Origin of the sequence: Pseudomonas chlororaphis subsp. piscium (genome assembly GCF_003850345.1) — a bacterium.
Taxonomy (GTDB): domain Bacteria; phylum Pseudomonadota; class Gammaproteobacteria; order Pseudomonadales; family Pseudomonadaceae; genus Aquipseudomonas; species Aquipseudomonas piscium.
The window spans coordinates 2435826-2454600 of the sequence record NZ_CP027707.1 but is presented as its reverse complement, the minus strand read 5'-3'; the positions used below and the strand labels follow the sequence as shown (position 1 = coordinate 2454600).

General features: G+C 65.2%; 13 protein-coding genes and 1 tRNA gene. 9 read left to right on the top strand and 5 right to left on the bottom strand.

What is annotated here, in order from left to right; translation table 11 throughout:
• Positions 1-56 precede the first annotated feature (56 nt).
• The 4 genes from C4K38_RS11440 to C4K38_RS11430 all read right to left on the bottom strand — a co-directional run bounded on the left by C4K38_RS11440 (position 57) and on the right by C4K38_RS11430 (position 4875).
• Positions 57-1400: an amino acid adenylation domain-containing protein gene (locus C4K38_RS11440; RefSeq protein WP_053278427.1), complete on the bottom strand. Its 1344-nt coding sequence runs from the start codon at positions 1398-1400 to the stop codon at positions 57-59.
• 4 nt (positions 1401-1404) lie between these two features.
• The gene (locus C4K38_RS11435) at positions 1405-2631 is read right to left on the bottom strand and encodes an RtcB family protein (RefSeq protein ID WP_053278426.1); all 1227 of its coding nucleotides are present in this window, start codon (positions 2629-2631) and stop codon (positions 1405-1407) included.
• 123 nt (positions 2632-2754) lie between these two features.
• Positions 2755-2891: transfer RNA gene (locus tag C4K38_RS32285), tRNA-OTHER, on the bottom strand.
• Positions 2892-3324: 433 nt separating this feature from the next.
• The gene (locus C4K38_RS11430; RefSeq protein WP_053278425.1) at positions 3325-4875 is read right to left on the bottom strand and encodes an RNA-binding protein; all 1551 of its coding nucleotides are present in this window, start codon (positions 4873-4875) and stop codon (positions 3325-3327) included.
• A 204-nt stretch (positions 4876-5079) separates the two neighbouring features.
• On the opposite strand from C4K38_RS11430, the gene rtcR reads away from it, so the two are divergent.
• Positions 5080-6687 carry an RNA repair transcriptional activator RtcR gene (gene rtcR, locus C4K38_RS11425; RefSeq protein WP_053278424.1) on the top strand — a complete coding sequence of 536 codons (1608 nt, stop codon included), beginning with the start codon at positions 5080-5082 and terminating at the stop codon, positions 6685-6687.
• A gap of 25 nt (positions 6688-6712) precedes the next feature.
• Here rtcR and C4K38_RS11420 read toward each other — a convergent pair whose 3' ends face one another.
• Positions 6713-7132 carry a PaaI family thioesterase gene (locus C4K38_RS11420; RefSeq protein WP_053278423.1) on the bottom strand — a complete coding sequence of 140 codons (420 nt, stop codon included), beginning with the start codon at positions 7130-7132 and terminating at the stop codon, positions 6713-6715.
• 218 nt (positions 7133-7350) lie between these two features.
• Between C4K38_RS11420 and C4K38_RS11415 the strand changes: the two genes are divergently transcribed.
• From C4K38_RS11415 to C4K38_RS11380, 8 genes are all read left to right on the top strand, one after another.
• Entirely contained in the window at positions 7351-8139 is a 789-nt protein-coding gene (locus tag C4K38_RS11415) for a DUF4349 domain-containing protein (RefSeq protein WP_053278422.1), read from the top strand.
• A 1629-nt stretch (positions 8140-9768) separates the two neighbouring features.
• Positions 9769-10581, top strand: a complete 813-nt coding sequence (locus tag C4K38_RS11410; protein WP_053278421.1) for an energy transducer TonB — start codon at positions 9769-9771, stop codon at positions 10579-10581.
• A 50-nt stretch (positions 10582-10631) separates the two neighbouring features.
• On the top strand, positions 10632-11339 hold the full coding sequence (locus C4K38_RS11405; RefSeq protein ID WP_009048248.1) for a MotA/TolQ/ExbB proton channel family protein: 708 nt from the start codon (positions 10632-10634) through the stop codon (positions 11337-11339).
• Positions 11339-11740 (top strand): ExbD/TolR family protein, encoded by a 402-nt coding sequence (locus tag C4K38_RS11400; RefSeq protein ID WP_053278420.1) that lies wholly within the window; start codon positions 11339-11341, stop codon positions 11738-11740. The genes C4K38_RS11405 and C4K38_RS11400 overlap by 1 nt, the downstream gene beginning before the upstream one ends.
• 207 nt (positions 11741-11947) lie before the next feature.
• Positions 11948-14671 carry a TonB-dependent receptor gene (locus C4K38_RS11395; protein ID WP_053278419.1) on the top strand — a complete coding sequence of 908 codons (2724 nt, stop codon included), beginning with the start codon at positions 11948-11950 and terminating at the stop codon, positions 14669-14671.
• 134 nt (positions 14672-14805) lie between these two features.
• A complete protein-coding gene (locus C4K38_RS11390) occupies positions 14806-16686 on the top strand; it encodes an extracellular solute-binding protein (protein ID WP_053278418.1) in 1881 nt (626 codons plus the stop codon).
• 1 nt (position 16687) lies between these two features.
• The gene (locus tag C4K38_RS11385; RefSeq protein WP_009043169.1) at positions 16688-17752 is read left to right on the top strand and encodes a microcin C ABC transporter permease YejB; all 1065 of its coding nucleotides are present in this window, start codon (positions 16688-16690) and stop codon (positions 17750-17752) included.
• The gene (locus C4K38_RS11380; protein ID WP_038580217.1) at positions 17752-18774 is read left to right on the top strand and encodes an ABC transporter permease; all 1023 of its coding nucleotides are present in this window, start codon (positions 17752-17754) and stop codon (positions 18772-18774) included. The genes C4K38_RS11385 and C4K38_RS11380 overlap by 1 nt, the downstream gene beginning before the upstream one ends.
• The last annotated feature ends 1 nt before the right edge of the window (position 18775 follow it).

The window sequence follows — 18775 nt, the reverse complement described above, 5'->3', positions numbered from 1 at the left end:
TGTTCAATCGACGATCGCCAGCCGCTTCTCACGCTGGCCTGATCGTCTTGCTTCGTTCACAGCAGGCGCTTGAGCGATCCCCGAGGCACTTCACCGGCCTCCTCCATCGCCTGCAACCGCTGCGCCAGTGCTTCTCGCAGTGGCTTGGGGGTCACCGGGTCGAACATCGCGTAGCGGGCATCGCACCAACGGGCCAGGGTCTCGCGCCAATAAGCTGCCTCGCTGCCCGCCTGGTCCAGGCGATGCAGCAGGTATTGCAACTGGCGCCAGCCCGGCTTGAGCCCCAGCAAGGCCCAGCGCCGCGCCTTGGGCAGGTCATGCCAATGCTGGTCCAGACGCTGCTCCAGAGCCTCCTCGAACGCCGCCCAGGGCTGCTCGCGCAACAGGCCGAGGGCGCAGTCGAAGACCTTGTCCGACGGATCGTCCAGGGCCGCCAGCTGCTGGGCCAGGCCACGCTCGCCAAGGGCTTGCAGGGCCAGCAGGCGCACGGTCAGCGCCTTGGAGGCGAGGGCCTGTTGCAGCATGGCGTCGGCCTGTGGCTCCCGCAGTTCCTTGGCCAGCCCCAGCAGGCCCAGCCACTCGCGCTTGTTCAGCGGTGCCGGCTCGAGCAGCCGGGCCAGCAATACCTCCCGCGGGTCGAGCCGATAACGCGGCGCCGCCCAGTGGGCCAGGCAACGCAGGGCTCCCGAAGGGTCCAGCAAGGCCTGGCGCAGATGCGCGCCCGGGTCGGCCAGCAACGGCAGCAACAGCCGCAGGGCCTTGATCCGCACACTGGCGCCACAGCTGCGCATCACCTCTTCCAGCAAAGGCACCGCCTGCTCGTCGGGCAGTTCGGCGCAGGCATCCACCGCCATCTGCCGCACGCTGACCTCGGGGTGACGCAACGCCATGGCCAGCAGCGCCGGCCGGTCCTCGACACCCTTGAGCAACAGCTCGAAGACAAAGCGCGCGGCCTTGCCCCGGCAATCGCCAAAGGCCCCTTGCACTTCGTCGCGCACCTGGGCCAGTTGCAACACCGCGGTGGCCCGCTCCAGGGTCGCGCCGTGGTCGGCCCGCTGCTTGCTGGTAAGGGCCAGCAACGGTGCCAGGGTCTGCAACAGCAGCCCGGCGTGCTCCGGCGCCCAATACGCCTCGACTGCCGCGGCCGCCTCCTGGCGAACCTGGGGCACCCAATCGTTGAGGCGCTCCAGCAAGGCGGCCAGGGCCTCTGCCGAAGGCTGTGCGGCCAGGCCGCGTACCGCGGCCTGACGCACGAACCCGTTGCCGAAGCGGCTCAGTTCCAGCCAGGCGCTGTGCCTGTCCAGGGTGTCCATCACCTCCCGCACGCGGCGGGCTTCGTAGTCGCTCAGCTGGTCATGCCAGCTGGGCGGGGCCGCTATCACTGCATCCATGTCGTCCATTGTTCTACCCCTTGACGCACACCACCTGACGCAGGGTGTGCAGCACTTCCACCAGCTCGCGCTGGGCGTGCATGACTTGGTCGATGTCCTTGTAGGCCATCGGAATTTCATCGATCACAGCTGTGTCCTTGCGGCACTCCACATGGGCGGTGGCGCGGATCTGGTCGGCCAGGGTGAAGGTGTTCTTGGCCTTGGTGCGGCTCATGGTGCGCCCGGCACCGTGGCTGCAGGAGCAGAACGCCTCCTCGTTGCCCAACCCGCGAACGATGAAGCTCTTGGCGCCCATCGATCCCGGGATGATCCCCAGCTCGCCCTTCTGCGCCGACACCGCGCCCTTGCGGGTCACCAGCACCTCTTCACCGAAGTGGCGCTCCTTCTGCACGTAGTTGTGGTGGCAGTTCACCGCCTCCAGCGCCACGTCGAAGGGCTTGTTGATCACCTTGCGGGTGGCCTGGATCACCAGTTGCATCATCAGTTCACGGTTGTGCCGGGCGAAATCCTGGGCCCAGGCCACGGCCTCGACGTAATCGTCGAAGTGCTGGCTGCCTTCCTCGAAGTAGGCCAGGTCGCGGTCTGGCAGGTTGGCGATGTGCTGGCGCATGTCCGCCTGGGCCAGGTGGATGAACAGGTTGCCGATGGCGTTACCCACGCCACGGGAACCGCTGTGGAGCATGAACCAGACCCGGTTGGCCTCATCCAGGCAGACCTCGATGAAGTGGTTGCCGCCGCCGAGGGTGCCCAGGTGCTGGCGGTTGTTGCTGTTGGCCAGCGCCGGGTACTTGTCGGTGATCGCCTTGAAGCGTGGGTGCAAGGCCGCCCAGGCGTGGTCGGCCTGGCGCGGCACGTCGCCCCAGGCGCCCTTGTCGCGACCGCTGCGCGGCGAAGTGCGGCCGTGGGGCACCGCCTGTTCGATGGCGCTGCGCAGACCGTGCAGGTTATCCGGCAGGTCGGCTGCGGTCAGCGAAGTGCGGGCGGCGATCATGCCGCAACCGATATCCACCCCGACCGCCGCCGGGATGATCGCGCCCAGGGTGGGGATCACACTGCCGATGGTCGAGCCCTTGCCCAGGTGCACATCCGGCATCACCGCCAGGTGCTTGAAGATGAACGGCATCTTCGCGGTGTTCATCAGTTGCTGGCGGGCTTCGTTTTCCACGGGCACGCCCTCGGTCCACATCTTGATCGGCTTGCCGTTGGCGACTTCCAGCAGTTGGTAGGTCTTGTGTTCCATGTTCCTGACTCTTTTTTCTGTGGTCGAAAATCCGACCTTGTTCTGTGACCGGTGGTCCGGCATAAACGGCGACCAGTGAAGGTGAAACATGCAGCGCGCTCTGCCACTGAGCTAGCCCCTTGCGGTTGGCGGGAATCGAACCCGCGACCACGCTGTCCTGTAGTTCCACCGGCATTCGCCGGGTCAATCGGTGCAGGCCAAGCCCGCGGGCAACGACAAGAGAACAGGCACATGCGCTCTACCGACTGAGCTACAGCCTTGCGGCTGGCGGGGCTCGAACCCGCGACACGATGTAGTACCTGTGGCATTCGCTGCCATCCCGCTCGGGCGGGAGAAAAACCTGCGACGACAAGGGTCGATGAAACAGTGCACTCGTGTTCTGACCTTTGAACTACGGCACCTTTTCAGGCACCGGCGGGACTCGAACCCGCATCACGAATCTGGTATGTAGTTCCATCAGCATTCGTCGCTGAAACTGCAAAAAAGGTGGCACGACAAAAGGAGTGACTGATCGCCGGAATCGAACCGGCATAACCATGATGTACAGCCACTGGTATTCGTGCCTTCACAGGCCCTGACAAGATCTGCTGAGACGTCTTTGGATGTAGTCACAGCGGCATTCAGGGCCAATGAACAAAAATTCTTCGGCGTGCGCCGGGTGAGCGGCGCAGGGTTTATCTCATGTCTTGCCGATCAGGGCGCCATCGCCTCGATCGCCTCGACCCAGTGCTGTGCACCGTAGTTGCCCGCGGTGAACTGCTGGATCACATCGAACACCGCGTCACTGAAGCCGCCGACGTTGAGGATGTCCTCGCGGTCCGGTGCCTGGGTGGTGGCCCCGGGTTGCATATCGATGCACACCAGCCGCGCCTGCGGGTTGATGGCCTTGATCCGCTCCCACTGGCGCAGGGTTTCAGTCGCCCCATGGCGCCGCGCATCGATCCACGACTCGTTGTCCGAGACCAGGATCAGGGTGTCCACCTTGCACTTGGCGTTGGCCAACTGTGCCAGGGGCGCCGAGCAGTTGGTCCCGCCACCGCCGATGGCCGCCAGTTTCTGCGCGTTGCTCATCACGCTGTCCCGCGGGTTGAGGCGAATATCCACCACCCCCACCTCGAACGGCATGACCCGCGCCGCCGGCTGCTTGCGCAACACCGCGGCAGCCACCAGTGCCGCCACATCGATGCAGCGCACCGCCGTGGTGGCGCCCTGGCGATAACCGGTGACCGGGCTGTGCATCGACCCCGAGACATCCGGGCACACCACCACCGCGCCTTGCAGCGCCGGCACGTTGGCCAGGGACAGCTCCAGAGCATCCTGCAACGCCTCGCGCACCGGCTGCGGCACCTCGTCCCCGGCCATGCGGTAGGCCGCCAGCAACTGGTACGGGTAGACCCGGGCCTTGGCCACCTCCGCGGCATCCGCCAGCCGCGCCGCCACATACTCGGTGCAACCCGGCACCTGGAACGCGCCATGGCGGGCCAGGGTGTTGAGGTTCATGCGCAACCCCTGCCAACCCATATTGTGCGCCTGTTCGGCCCATTGCTCGCGGCTCAGGGTTTCGTTGCCAAGCAACTGGAACGGCACCTGCGGCACAGCCGTGGTCGCACCGCTGCGAAAGGCCAGCAAGGCGCGGGTCAGCTCAGGCAGCGCCTGCACATCCACCGGCTTGCCGATCAACCAGGCGAAGAAGGCTGCGCGCCAGGCCTCGCTTGGCTTGGGGTGAACCATCTTGACCACGTCCGCCAGCGACGGCTGGTTGCCCACCGAAGCCTGCAACAGCTGGCGCTCGGTGGCGCTGTTCAACCAGTTCTGCACCAGGCGCTTGGGCTGCGACCCCAGGGATTTACGCCCGGTCGCCCCGCTGCGCAGGATCTGCACGAAGTTGCGCAGCATCTTGCCGTTGTCCACCACCTGGGCAAACAGCTCCGGCACCAGGGCCGAGCGTTGCGCGGTCAGCGCCGCCAGCAGCAAGGCCGGCATGTCTTTCATATGACCCTGTTGCCGAGCGTAACGCGCGGCCTGGGCGACGAAACGGCTGTCGACTTCGCTCACCAGTTGCAGCACCGCTTCCAGCTGACCTTCAGGCGAGGTGTAGAAGGTCGAGTTCAGGCAACCGGTCACCGCCAGTTGGGCCAGGCGGTGCTTGGCGTTGTAGGCATAGGCCGGGGCCTGGGCAGCGTTCAGGGTGTCGCTCGCTGGCGCTTTTGCCTGTTGGGTGTTGAACAGCTGGAAGTTGGCCATCTTGGCGTCTCGCTCTGTTGTCTTGTTCGTTGCCAGAGAGATTGCAGCCGCTGTGCCAGTTTTATTTTTTCCTGTGAATTATTTTTTAACAAATTGATTTATAACGTTTTTATTTTTAAATCATTTTTCCTTTGCGAGTCTTCGAGACAAAGCCGCTGATAATTTTATATCTTTGTTTATCGCCTTTTATCTTCAGGTATAAAAATGTCAGGCAAGCCCACGGTCGCCATAGGTTTTGTCGGTTCCACCCTCGATCGCGTCGGCAAGGGCGCCAACCGCTGGAGCCACTGGCGCCCCAGTGTCGGCCTGTGCCAGCAGCAGGACGTGCTGATCCACCGCCTGGAGCTGATCCACGGCATCGACGCCCGGGACGTCAGCCTGGCCGAGCGGGTGGCCAACGACATTCGCCAGGTATCGCCGCAGACCGAGGTGCGCCTGCACCCCATGGGCCTGAAGAACCCCTGGGATTTCGAAGAGGTGTACGGCGCCCTGCACGACTTCACCAGCGCCTACCCCTTCGACACCGAGCGTGAGGACTACCTGGTGCACATCACCACCGGGACCCACGTGGCACAGATCTGCTGGTTCCTGCTGACCGAGGCGCGCTACCTGCCGGCGCGGCTGATCCAGACCTCCCCGGCGCGGCGTCGCGACCCGGAGCAGCACGCCACCGGCACCCACGCCCTGATCGACCTCGACCTGTCGCGCTACGACCGCATCGCCTCGCGCTTCGCCGGCAAGCGCCTGGAGGGCCTGGCCTTCCTCAAGTCGGGGATCGCCACCCGCAACGTCGCGTTCAACCGCTCCATCGAACAGATCGAGCGCGTCGCCCTGCGCTCCAAGGCGCCGATGCTGCTGATCGGCCCCACCGGTGCCGGCAAGTCGTTCCTGGCCCGGCGCATCTATGAGCTCAAGCGCGGCCGGCATCAGGTCCAGGGGCGTTTTGTCGAGGTCAACTGCGCCACCCTGCGCGGCGACGGCGCCATGTCGGCCTTGTTCGGGCATATCAAGGGCGCCTTCACCGGCGCCCAGAACGCCCGCGACGGCCTGCTGCGGGCGGCGGATGGCGGCATGCTGTTTCTCGACGAGATCGGCGAACTGGGGCTCGACGAACAGGCGATGCTGCTCAAGGCCATCGAGGAAAAGCGCTTCTTCCCCATGGGTTCGGACAAGGAAGTGGACAGTGACTTCCTGATCATCGCCGGCACCCATCGCGACCTGCGCGGCCGGGTGGCCCAGGGCCTGTTCCGCGAGGACCTGTATGCGCGGATCAACCTCTGGACCTTCAACCTGCCGGGGCTGGCCGGGCGGCGCGAGGACATCGAGCCGAACATCGATTTCGAACTGGAACGCCACGCCCGGGAACAAGGGCGCCTGGTGCGCTTCAACCTCGAGGCTCGGCGGCGCTACCTGGCCTTTGCCAGCTCCAGCGAGGCGGCGTGGCTGGGCAACTTCCGCGAACTGTCGGCGTCCATCACCCGCATGGCCACCCTGGCCGACAGCGGGCGCATCGACGAAGCCCAGGCCGAGGAAGAAATCGAGCGGCTCCGTTATGCCTGGGGCTTGAGCCAGGAGCAGGATCCCTTGGCCACCCTGCTGGGCGACACCGTCGAACTCGACCTGTTCGACCGCCTGCAATTGCGGGCGGTGATCGAGGTCTGCCGCCAGGCCGACAGCCTGTCCGATGCCGGACGCAAGCTGTTTGGCGTGTCCCGCCAGACCAAGGCCCAGCCCAATGACGCCGACCGCCTGCGCAAGTACCTGGCGCGCTTCGGCCTGGAGTGGAAGCAGATTGTCGAAGCAGCAGGCTGAGCCGCGCCGCCGCAACACCCTGCTCTCAACCACCCTGCGCCGGCACCGCGAACACCGCGTTGGCCCTGGCCACCACCCGCTCGCCGACCTGCAGGGTGACGGTGGCAAAGGCCATCTGCCGGCCGCGCTTGGAATGCTCCAGGCGCACGTCGATCCACTCGCCGACCTGCACCGCGCCGAGGTAGTCCAGGTGCATGCTGGCGGTGATCAGCGGCAGCGGTGGGTCGCTGGCGAAGGCCATGGCGTAGCCCATGCCGATATCGGCCAGGGTGGCGAGGATGCCGCCGTGCACGGTGCCACGCCCGTTGGCGTGACGGCTGTCGGCACGCAGGCCGATCTCCAGCTGCAGGCCGCTGCCACGGCAATACACCGGGCCGATCAGCTCCAGCAGCGGGCTGCTGCGGGACAAGGGGGCATAACCTTCGGGTAACTCGGGCGTGCTCATGGCGGGTCTCCGTTGCCGATGGCGATGACAGGGGGCGCGGGTCATCGGTCCCCGAGGTGTACCCCGAAGCGGTACCCGCGCCCAGTCGTATCCATCCGGCAAATCCCTGGCGATAAGCCGCGGCGACACCACATCCTCGCCCCTCCCCGGGCAATCGACGATAAGATACGCAGCCGTCCCGCCAGCCCGGGCACGATCATTTATTTCAAGGAGCGACCATGCACCCTCAGGACGACACCCCTACTCCGCTGCGCAGCCTCGCCGTGGTGCTGCTCAGCACTCTGCTGACCGCCTGTTCTCCCAGCGATCACTCGTCCTCGGTGGCGGTCGGCGGTGCCCAGGGCAAGGCCGGCGCGCAACTGGCCTATGAACATGAACTGAGCCTGTCGCTGCCCTCGGCGCAGATCGCGCCGCGCCTGGCCGCCACCCGCGAAGCCTGCGAAAACGCCAAGTTCGGCGCCTGCAATATCCTGCGCCTGCAACAAGGCCAGTATCACGCCCAGGTGGTCCTGCGCATCGTGCCCGACGGCGTCGAACCGATAGTGGCGCTGGCCGCCCAGGGCGCCGAAATCGGCGAACGCATCACCAGCGCCGAAGACCTGGCCGACGCCGTGGCCGACGTGCAGCGCCAGCAGGAGCGGCTCAAGGCCCAGCAGCAACGCCTCGATCAGCTGGCGGCGCGCAAGGACATCACCGTCAGCGACCTGATCGCCCTGAGCAAGGAACAGGCGAGCATCGAGAACGACCTGCAAGCCCTGGCCCAGGCCGCCGCCGGGCACCAGCGACGGCTCGACACCAACCGCCTGACCCTGAACTTCGTGCCCACCGACAGCAGCCAGCGCGGCTCGACCCTGCAACAGGCCTTCGACAACCTGCTGGACAACCTCGCCTACGGCACCGCCGAAGCCCTGGAGAAAGGCAGCTACGTGCTGCCGTTCCTGGTCCTGGCCTTCCCGCTGGTGATGATCTGGGTCTGGCTGTGGCGCCGGTTCGTGCGCCGTCGTTGAGTCGCAGCACTCTGCAAAGCCCAACAAGCCCGGCCTGATACGCCGGGCTTTTTTATGGGCACGATGGGCGAACCTCGCCTCACCAGCACCCTCTGCCCACCGCCAGGCCCCACCAAACAAGGCCTGGCGAGCACTGGCGAAGAAAACTGCACGAACGTACCTGGAACTGGCACGTTTTTCCCATGCACCTGCAGCTTGCGAATCGACCCACCGGAAGAGCCGCATCGACGGTGCCTACCCGCACCAATAGCAATCATCGGACGCTATCCGCGTCCCTATAAAGTGCAGACGGCGAGCCAAAAGCTCGTTGAGCTGAGACTGGCGATAAGGAAGTCTCATGTGCGATGTGCAGTCATGTTCACCGGCGTTTTCCGCTATTGGCTCCACCGTTTCGCCCCTGGTTCCGCCTCGTCCGGCAGCCCTGCCCGGACCGGCCCTCGCGCCCTGTGCGTCATCGACGATCGACCTTGCGCACGCTACGCGGCGCTGCCTGTGCCAGCCTCTAGTAATGCCCCCCGCTCCAGTCGACAGGATAACTTCCAGGCTGGCGGCAGCGGCTGTTATAAGGCCGACCCTGTCCCGATACCGATATTCAAGCCCGTCGTCCCGGATACTGCCAAGGGTATCCCGACACAAACATTCGCCCCCTGCCCGGTCTCGCCACTGTCCAAGTAGCGTCGACGGAAGAACCTTCGACAAGACCTATAGTCGACTGTTTTTTAACCACTAAGCGGCCAACTTAATTTTTCACTCAGTGACACTTCACTGAGCGAAATCCGTATTTCTGTCGTTGCGTATTCGACAACAAACAAACGTGCCAAAGCGCGTTAAAACTGGATGACCAGAGTTTTGCCCGACAATAAGGCAATTCAATATCAATGCATCGACCACTGGGTAATGAGCGGACCGCTATTTACATACACTCAATGTACGTACCGGTTAATTATTTACACCCCCAACAGACTGATAAGACGTCCGCCACCACCCTGCTCCATGACGGGCTGGCGAGCGCGCCATGGATACTCAAGGATGCCCCCGGAGCGGGCCGCCAAAGGCAGCAGAAACGCTACACAGCGCCCTGAAGACAACAAGATCAAGGACCCCCAGGCAATGACCGGCTAGTCACTGTTTATTTGCACCAAATCAATTCGCCAGACACTTTTTAGTGCGTTGGCCACGGCACTGATCGCCCCTGTTTCCGGCTGAAAAGCGGATAACCCAGGGCAGGCGGGCTCGCCCGTAAAAAGCATTTAAGGTCAACTTTTCGAGGCACTGAATATAGGTTATTGCGCCAGTTTTTCGCGCAAATTTATATAAATGCGACATGCACTCCGAGCCATCGCCAATTGCATAACGAGCGACACAATCTGGCATAGCGGTTGCTATATGTAACGAGTACGAGACAGGTGCATTACAAACACCGACTCATCCCATAACACTGTTCCAGGGAGTGGTAATGAACAATCGAAGCCGAAGGCGTTAAGCCACTCGTTTGCACAAGCCCGTTCAACTGGATAGTTCAACTATCGGCTTTTGCTCACCCTTGAAAAAGTTAAACCCGACTTTCGAACATTCCAGCCAATGTTCGAACGGTGCCTTATTGCCCTTCATCCGACCGAGGGAGCTTTAATGAACGATGCGGTAAAGAACAGAACCCTGCCGAGGCCCTTGGGCGATGAAGCCGTCGTCCAGGTTGCGCGGGGCCGTCCTTATAAGGGCAATGCATCGAAACCCGGAGGCCTGAGCAAGCGCCAGGTGCTGTTGCTGGTGACGGTCTCGGCCCTGCTCCATGGTGGCGCCTGGTGGTTCTTCCAGCAGACCCGCGCCGCGCCGCTGGAAACGCCCCCGCAAATCCCGGAGATGACCGTCGAGCTGAGCAGCCCGACCCCACCCGCGCCGCCCCCCCCGGAACCCCCGCCACCTCCGCCGCCGCCCGAACCCGAGCAACCGGTGGAAGACGAAGACGCGCTCAAGCCGCCGCCCAAGCCGGTGGAGAAACCCAAGCCCATCGAAAAGCCCAAGCCGGTCGAGAAACCCAAGCCGGTGAAAAAGCCCGAGCCGCCGAAAACGCCGGCTCCACCCGCCCCCGCGCCACCGACCGCGCCCAGCCAACCGGCCGCGGCTCCGGCGCCTGCCGCGGCCCCCGGGCCGGTCAAGGAATCGGCGGCGGTTTCCGGCCTGGCCAGCCTCGGCAACCCGCCGCCGGAATACCCGTCCCTGGCCCTGCGCCGCAACTGGGAAGGCACGGTGGTGCTGCGCATCAAGGTGCTGCCCAACGGCCGCGCCGGCAGCGTGGAGGTCACCCGCTCCAGCGGCAAGCCGCAACTGGACGAGGCCGCCGTGGCCGCGGTGAAGAACTGGAAATTCATCCCGGCCAAGCGCGGCGACACGCCGATCGAAGGCTTCGCCACCCAGACCATCGATTTCAAATTGCCGCAATGACCGCGGCCTGACCTGAACTCACAACCTGTTTACGCATGCGAGGTGTAGCCATGAACGATTCCCTGACATCCCTGATTGTCCCCGGCGTGCTCTGGGCCCTGGTGCTGTTTTCCGTGGTCAGCTGGGCACTGCTGCTGGTCAAGTCGGCGCAGTACCTGCGGCAGAAGACCCAGAACCGGCAGTTCAGCAAAGCCTTCTGGAGCGCCCCGGACCTGCTCACCGCCGCCGAGCACGCCAGCCAGTACCCTGGCTCCCTGGCGCGCATCGCCAGCAGCGGTTTCGAAGCCTTGCTGGTGGAGGAGTCGCCACGCACCACCCAGCAACTGGCCCACACCATCAACCGCGCCGACCGCCTGGAACGCAACCTGCGCCAGCAGATCCAGAAGGAGCGCCGGGCCCTGGAAAGCGGCCAGGCGGTGCTCGCCAGTATCGGCAGCACCGCGCCCTTCATCGGCCTGTTCGGCACGGTCTGGGGGATCATGGAGGCCTTGCAGAGTATCGGCGCCAGCGGTTCGGCCAGCCTGGAAACCGTGGCCGGGCCGATCGGCCATGCATTGATCGCCACCGGCGTGGGCATCGCCGTCGCCGTGCCGGCGGTGCTGATCTACAACTTCTTCCTGCGTCGCCTGAAGCTGGCCTCGGCCAGCATGGACGACTTCGCCCATGACTTCGACGCCCTGGCCCAGCGCAGCGCCTTCGCCATCAGCCGCCAGGCCATCGCCAGCAAGACCGCCCACGCCGTACGGGAGGCCAGCTGATGTCCTTCTCTACTCAAGACAGCGACGAAGTGCTCAGTGAAATGAACGTCACGCCACTGGTGGACGTGATGCTGGTGCTGCTGGTGGTGTTCATCGTCACCGCCCCGCTGATGACCAACGCGATCAAGGTCAACCTGCCGAAAACTGACGCCGTGGCCCCCGCCGAGAAAAAAGACCCGGTGGTGGTCAGCGTCGACCAGGACGGCAAGTTCTACCTGGCCAGGTCCGAAGTGGCCCCCGAGCTGCTGGAAAGCAGCCTCAAGGAGGTCAAGGCCAAGGACAGCGAGGTGCGCGTGCAGCTGCAGGCCGACGCCGCCGTCAACTACGGCCAGGTGGCCAAGGCCATGGCCTCCATCGAACGTTCGGGGATCACCAGGATATCCGTGATGACCACCCGATGAAGGCAGTGCCTGGCGCCCCCTGAGGGATGCACCAGGCACTGCCTCGAAAAATCCCGTCGCAATCGGCCGACCGCAAGGCGCCACGCGCCTGCGGAGGGGATCGGCTTGCTTGAAGAAAGTGGTTTTCCGGGGTCGGTACAACCCAGCCGGAGCAATGAGGGCCCACAAGGCCATTTCGATAAACGTCTGAAAGAGTCGGAAGTAATCATGCTGATGAACATTCCACGTTTCACGCTCAAGCCACTGGTGACCACGCTGCAACGGCACCGTTTTGTCCCGCTGTACCTGATGGCCATGGGCCTGGGCGTCGGCACCGCGCAAGCCGCCGAAGAGGAGGCCGACAGCAGCGCCACCGCCCCGGCCGCCAGTGCCACGGCAGTGGCGCCCACCACCCAGCTGCAACGGGTCGAAGTGACAGGTTCGGCGATCCGCCGGGTCGATGCCGAAACCGCGGTGCCGATCACCATCCTGCGCGCCGAAGAGCTGCGCAAACAGGGGGTAAGCACCACCGCCGAACTGGTGCAGCGCATCACCGGCAGCCAGTCGATCAACAACAGCGCCGGCTCGGTGGGAGCCGCCACCGGCGGCGCCTCTTTCGCCGACATGCGCGGCATCGGCGCCAACAAGACCCTGGTGCTGCTCAACGGCCGGCGCCTGGCCAACAACGCGCTGTCGGGCACCAACTCGGCCGGCGGCGCGGTGGACCTGAACATGATCCCCTTCGCCGCCATCGACCGCGTCGAAGTGCTGCGCGACGGCGCCTCGGCCCTCTACGGCACCGACGCCATCGGCGGCGTGATCAACTTCATCACCAAGAAATCCCTGACCGACGGCCAGTTGACCTTGGGCGGCGAAACCCCGACCCACAGCGGCGGCGGTGCGAGCAAGGACATGAGCGCCAGCTGGGGCTTCGGCGACCTGGAGGAAGACCGCTTCAACGTGCTCGGGGTGTTCAACTACAACAAGCAGCAGAACCTCGATGCCAACGACCGCTCCTTCGCCACCGACTACCGCCCCGGCCGCGGCCTCGACCAGACCTCGGGCACGGCCTTTCCGGGCAACTACACCCAGGGCGACAACGCCACCAACCCGTTGGCCGGCAGCAACTGCAACGGGCCGAACCTGATTGCCCGCCAGGGCCTGTGCCGCTTCAGTACCCGCGAGTACATCGACCTGGTGCCGGAGACCGAAAAGACCTCGTTCTTCGGCAAGAGCACCGCCAAGCTGGCCGACGACCACAACGTCAACCTGGAGTACTTCTGGTCGCGCAACAACAACGCCACGGCGGTCGGCCCGGCGCCCCTCACCGGCCTGAGCCTGGACGCTTCCTCGCCCTACTACCCGGGCAACGGCATCACCCCGGCGCCGACCGGCTTCAGCCTCGACCCGAGCCAGCCAATCGGCGTGAACTGGCGCGAAACCGCCGCCGGTGCCCGGGAATCCAAGGACCAGAACACCAGCCAGCGCTTCGTCCTGAGTTTCGACGGTCTGGTGGCCGGCTGGGACTACAACCTCGGTGCCTCCTACAACCAGAACAAGGTGGTCTCCAGTGTCACCAACGGCTACGTCAGCGACCGCGCGATGATCGCCGGCCTGGCCAGCGGCCTGCTCAATCCGTTCGGCCCACAGACCCAGGCCGGCCAGGACTACATCGAGCAAGCGGCCTACCACGGTGCCTACTCCACGGCAGTCGGCCGGGTGGTCGGTTTCGATGGGCGCGTCAGCCGCGAGATCGGCGACTGGTTCGGTGCCGGTCCTTCCGGCCTGGCCCTGGGCGGCGAGTACCGCAAGGAGAAATTCCACCAGGACTACGAAGAGTTCGCCGGCGACATCCAGAGCCTGGGCATCGACCCGTCCGGCAGCGTCGAGGGCGATCGCAGCGTCAAGGCGGCCTACGCCGAACTGAGCGTGCCGGTGCTCGACAGCCTGGAGCTGTCCGTCGCCATCCGCCACGACAAATACAGCGACTTCGGCAGCACCACCAACCCGAAATACTCGTTCCGCTACCAGCCGATCAAAGAACTGGTGGTGCGCGGCGCCTACAGCGAAGGCTTCCGCGCGCCGTCGCTGTACGAGCTGTATGCGCCGCGCAGCATCACCTACACCCAGGGCTACTACAACGACCCGGTGCTCTGTACCGGCGGCGTGGTACAACCCGGCGGCAACGGCGGGCGCGACTGCGGCCAGCAGTTCCTCAACCAGATCGGCGGCAACACCGACCTGGCGCCGGAAAAGGCCCGCAACGTGACCCTGGGCTTCGTCTATCAGCCGATCCGCGACCTGTCGGTGGGCCTGGACTTCTGGTGGATTCACATCTCCAACCAGATCCAGCCGTTCCCCGAATCCACGGTGTTCGACCAGTCCGGCGCCTACGCCGACCGCTTCGTGCGCAACGCCGACGGTTCGCTGAACTACATCGTCACCGGCAACGCCAACCTGGGCATAGTCGAGACCAACGGTGTCGACGTGTCCCTGGACTACCGCTTCCCCAATACCCCCTACGGCCAGTTTGGCCTCGGGCTGCAGGGCACCTACGTCAAGAGCTACGACTTCCAGAGCACCATCAAGGGGCCGTTCACCGACAAGGTCGGCGACTTCGAGGGCGATGGCGTGATCGCCCGCTGGAAACACAACCTCACCGGCACCTGGACCCTGGGCGCCGCGCGGGCCTCGCTGAGCAACCGCTTCACCACCGGCTACAACGACTACGACCGCAGCACCAATGCCCGGGTGGCCTCGTACTCGGTGTGGGACCTGGCGGCCGGCTACACCTTCGACAAGGTGCTGGACGTCGACGCCGGGGTGAAGAACGTCTTCGACCGCAATCCACCCTTCTCCAACCAGGCCTACAACTTCCAGAGCGGCTACGACCCCCGTTACACCGACCCGCTGGGCCGCACCCTGTTCGCGCGCATGACGTACCACTTCTGAGTCACAGCCGGGGCCGCGCAAGACTCCGGCCGGCCCCGGCCGCATTGCGAATTCGCGCCCCATGGCGGCCCGCCGCCGTGGGTCTTTTCGCCCTGCCGACCCAGGCTTTCCGCATCACGAGGAACCTTTCGATCATGTCTGCACTGACTCGCACCCTGACTGGTCTGGCGCTGGCCGCCGCGCTGCTTGGCGCCGCCGGCGAAGCCCTGGCCGCCGTTCACGGCAGCTATGCCATGACGGTCTATGGCGAACCACCGAAGTACCCGCCGGGCTTCCAGCACTTCGACTACGTCAACCCCGATGCGCCCAAGGGCGGCTCCCTGAGCCGCGCCGCGATGGAGATCGGCCAGTTCAACTACATCACCCCCTATGCCGACCAGGGCATCGCGGTGGTCCAGGTCAACGACTGGGTGTATTCGCCCCTGGCCTTTCGCTCCCTGGACGAGCCCTACACCGTCTACGGGCTGGTGGCCGAACGCATGGAGCGCGACCCCGACGGCCTGTGGGTGCGCTTCTACCTCGACCCCAGGGCGCGCTTCGCCGATGGCACGCCGATCACCGCGCAAGACGTGCGCTACACCTTCGACCTGTTGCTGAGCAAGGGCAGCCTGAGCTATCGCCAACAGTACGGCGACGTGCGGGACGTGGTGATCGAAGGCCCCGGACAGGTACGCTTCGACTTCAAGAACAACCTCAACCGCACCCTGGCCCTGGACCTGGCAACCCTGCGCGTGCTGCCCGAGCATTGGTGGAAGAGCCGCGACTTCGCCAACGGCGGCGGTTTCGAGCCGCCCCTGGGCAGCGGGCCGTACAAGGTCGGCAAGGTCGACGCCGGGCGCAGCATCAGCTTCGAGCGCGACCCGAACTGGTGGGCCAGGGACCTGCCGGTCAGCCGCGGCATGTACAACTTCGACAGCCTGACGGTGAATTTCTACGGCGACACCGACGTCGCCCGCCAGCTGCTGCAGGCCGGCGCCTTCGACTACAACCGCGAGTTTTCCTCGTCCGGCTACGTGGTCGGCTACGACAGCCCGGCCCTGCGCGACGGCCGCCTGCAACAAGCGATCCTCGCGCCAGACAAGCCCACCGCCGCCCAGGGTTTTGTGTTCAACCTGCAAAGGCCGGTGTTCCACGACCGCCGGGTGCGCCAGGCGCTGACCCTGCTGTGGGATTTCGAGTGGACCAACAAGCAGATGATGCGCGGCTTCTACGTGCGCCAGCAGAGCTACTGGCCGAAAAGCGAAATGGCCGCCAGCGCCCTGCCGGACGCCCGCGAGCGGGAGATCCTCGAACCCTTGCGCGGGCAGATCCCCGACGAAGTCTTCAGCCAGGTCTACCGGGCCCCGCAGACCGACGGCAGCGGCCGCATCCGCGACAAGCAGCTGCAGGCCCTGCGCCTGCTGGCCGAGGCCGGCTGGACACCCCGCAACAACCGCCTGGTGAACGCCGCCGGCGAGCCGCTGGAGTTCACCTTTCTCGATGGCCAGGGCGGCTTCGACCGCATGCTGCTGCCGTACAAACGCACCCTGGCGCAGATCGGCATCACCCTCAACCTGCGGCGCATCGATTCGGCGCAGTACATCAACCTGCTCAACGCCCGGGACTACGACATGATCGTCACCAGCTTCCCCCGCAGCGGCGACCCCATCGTCTCCCCGGGTCGCGAGCTGTACAGCCTGTACGGCTCGCAAAGCGCGACCCAGGTCGGCAGCTCCAACTCCATGGTGCTGGCCAACCCGGCGGTGGACCGCCTGATCGACGGCCTGGTCCAGGCCAATAGCCGCGACGAGATGGTGCATTACGCCCGGGCCCTGGACCGGGTGCTGCAGTGGGGCCAATACATGATTCCCAATTACTACTCCAAGGGCACGCCCACGGTGTTCCAGAACCGTTTCGGCCGGCCGGCCATCGCGCCGATCTACGACGAGGGCCTGAACACCTGGTGGGAGGTCAGCCCCAAGGCCCTGACCGCCAGCCAGATGAGTGCCCTGCGCGACACCGTGGGGGCGCACTGACATGGGCCGTTACCTGAGTCGTCGCCTGCTGCTGATCATCCCCACCCTGCTGTGCATCCTGGTGGTCAACTTCCTGATCGTCCAGGCCGCGCCCGGCGGCCCGGTGGAACAGGCCATCGCCCGCCTGCAAGGCTTCGGCGGGCATGCCATGGGCGGTGGCGCCGAGGTCGCCGCGGTGGGCGGCGGCGGACGCAGCAGCCGGGGCCTGGACCCGGCGCTGATCGAGGAGATCAAGCACCACTACGGCTTCGACAAGCCGATGCACCAACGCCTGTGGCTGATGCTGAAAAACTACGCGCAACTGGACTTCGGCAACAGCTTCTTTCGCGGGGCCAAGGTCACCGACCTGATCCTGCAGAAGCTGCCGACCTCGCTGTCCCTCGGCCTGTGGGCGACCCTGATCACCTACCTGGTGTCGATTCCTCTGGGGGTGCGCAAGGCGATCCGCAACGGCAGCGCCTTCGATGCCTGGACCAGCAGCGCCATCGTCCTCGGCTACGCCATGCCGGCGTTCCTGTTCGCCATCCTGCTGATCGTGGTGTTCGCCGGCGGCAGCTACCTGGACTGGTTCCCGGTGCAGGGCCTGGTCTCGGACAACTTCGCCAGCCTCGGGCCCCTGGCCAAGGTCGGCGACTACCTGTGGCACCTGGTGCTGCCGGTGTCGGCCCTGGTGATCGGCGGCTTCGCCACCCTGACCCTGCTGACCAAGAACAGCTTCCTCAACGAGATCAGCCGCCAGTATGTGGTCACCGCCCGGGCCAAGGGCCTGAGCGAGCGCCGGGTGCTCTACGGCCACGTGTTTCGCAACGCCATGCTGCTGGTGATCGCCGGAATTCCCACGGCGCTGATCGAGGTGTTCTTCGCCGGCTCGCTGCTGATCGAGACCCTCTTCAACCTCGATGGCCTCGGGCGCATGAGCTACGAGGCGGCGGTGTCGCGGGACTACCCGGTGGTGTTCGGCGCGCTGTTCCTGTTCACCCTGTTCGGCCTGCTGATCAAGCTGATCGGCGACCTGTGCTACAGCCTGGTCGATCCGCGCATCGACTTCTCGGCGAGGACTGCCTGATGTTCACACTCTCTCCCCTGGGCCGTCGCCGCATCGAACACTTCAAGGCCAACCGCCGGGGTCGCTGGTCGCTGTGGCTGTTTATCGGCCTGTGCCTGGTCTGCCTGGGCGGCGAACTGATCGCCAACGACAAGCCCCTGGTCATCCGCTATCACGGCGCCTGGTATTTCCCGATCCTCAGCGACTACGACGAAACCGAGTTCGGCGGCGAACTGCCGTTCCAGCCGGACTATGCCAGCAGCTACGTGCACGAACTGATCGAGGGCCAGGGCGGCTGGATGCTGTTCCCGCCGATCCCCTTCAGCTACGACACGGTCAACTACGACCTGGCGGAACCGGCGCCCAGCCCGCCCTCGGCGCAGAACTGGCTGGGCACCGACGACCAGGCCCGGGACGTGCTGGCGCGGGTGATCTTCGGTACGCGGGTGTCGATCCTGTTCGCCCTGGTGCTGACCGCCATCAGCGCGCTGATCGGCATCACCGCCGGCGCCCTGCAGGGCTATTACGGCGGCTGGGTCGACCTGCTCGGGCAGCGCCTGCTGGAAATCTGGTCGGGGCTGCCGGTGCTGTACCTGCTGATCATTCTCTCGGGGTTCGTCTCGCCGAGCTTCTGGTGGCTGCTGGGGATCATGGCGCTGTTCTCCTGGCTGGCCCTGGTGGACGTGGTGCGCGCCGAGTTCCTGCGCGGCCGCAGCCTGGAGTACGTCAAGGCCGCGCGGGCCCTGGGCCTGAGCGACGGCGAACTGATGCGCCGGCACATCCTGCCCAACGCCATGACCTCCACCCTGACCTACCTGCCGTTCATTCTCACCGGCGCCATCGCCACCCTCACCGCCCTGGATTTTCTCGGCTTCGGCATGCCCGCCGGCACCGCCTCCCTGGGCGAGCTGATCGGCCAGGCCAAGCGCAACCTGCAAGCCCCCTGGCTGGGCCTGACGGCGTTTTTCGCCCTGGCGCTGATTCTCTCGTTGCTGGTGTTTATCGGCGAAGCCTGCCGCGACGCCTTCGATCCCCGGAGCTGAC

Bases quoted from the DNA above. Each gene is read 5' to 3' on its own strand.
- C4K38_RS11440 (WP_053278427.1), bottom strand. From the start codon at position 1,400: ATGGACGACATGGATGCAGTGATAGCGGCCCCGCCCAGCTGGCATGAC.
- C4K38_RS11435 (WP_053278426.1), bottom strand. From the start codon at position 2,631: ATGGAACACAAGACCTACCAACTGCTGGAAGTCGCCAACGGCAAGCCG.
- C4K38_RS11430 (WP_053278425.1), bottom strand. From the start codon at position 4,875: ATGGCCAACTTCCAGCTGTTCAACACCCAACAGGCAAAAGCGCCAGCG.
- rtcR (WP_053278424.1), top strand. From the start codon at position 5,080: ATGTCAGGCAAGCCCACGGTCGCCATAGGTTTTGTCGGTTCCACCCTC.
- C4K38_RS11420 (WP_053278423.1), bottom strand. From the start codon at position 7,132: ATGAGCACGCCCGAGTTACCCGAAGGTTATGCCCCCTTGTCCCGCAGC.
- C4K38_RS11415 (WP_053278422.1), top strand. From the start codon at position 7,351: ATGCACCCTCAGGACGACACCCCTACTCCGCTGCGCAGCCTCGCCGTG.
- C4K38_RS11410 (WP_053278421.1), top strand. From the start codon at position 9,769: ATGAACGATGCGGTAAAGAACAGAACCCTGCCGAGGCCCTTGGGCGAT.
- C4K38_RS11405 (WP_009048248.1), top strand. From the start codon at position 10,632: ATGAACGATTCCCTGACATCCCTGATTGTCCCCGGCGTGCTCTGGGCC.
- C4K38_RS11400 (WP_053278420.1), top strand. From the start codon at position 11,339: ATGTCCTTCTCTACTCAAGACAGCGACGAAGTGCTCAGTGAAATGAAC.
- C4K38_RS11395 (WP_053278419.1), top strand. From the start codon at position 11,948: ATGCTGATGAACATTCCACGTTTCACGCTCAAGCCACTGGTGACCACG.
- C4K38_RS11390 (WP_053278418.1), top strand. From the start codon at position 14,806: ATGTCTGCACTGACTCGCACCCTGACTGGTCTGGCGCTGGCCGCCGCG.
- C4K38_RS11385 (WP_009043169.1), top strand. From the start codon at position 16,688: ATGGGCCGTTACCTGAGTCGTCGCCTGCTGCTGATCATCCCCACCCTG.
- C4K38_RS11380 (WP_038580217.1), top strand. From the start codon at position 17,752: ATGTTCACACTCTCTCCCCTGGGCCGTCGCCGCATCGAACACTTCAAG.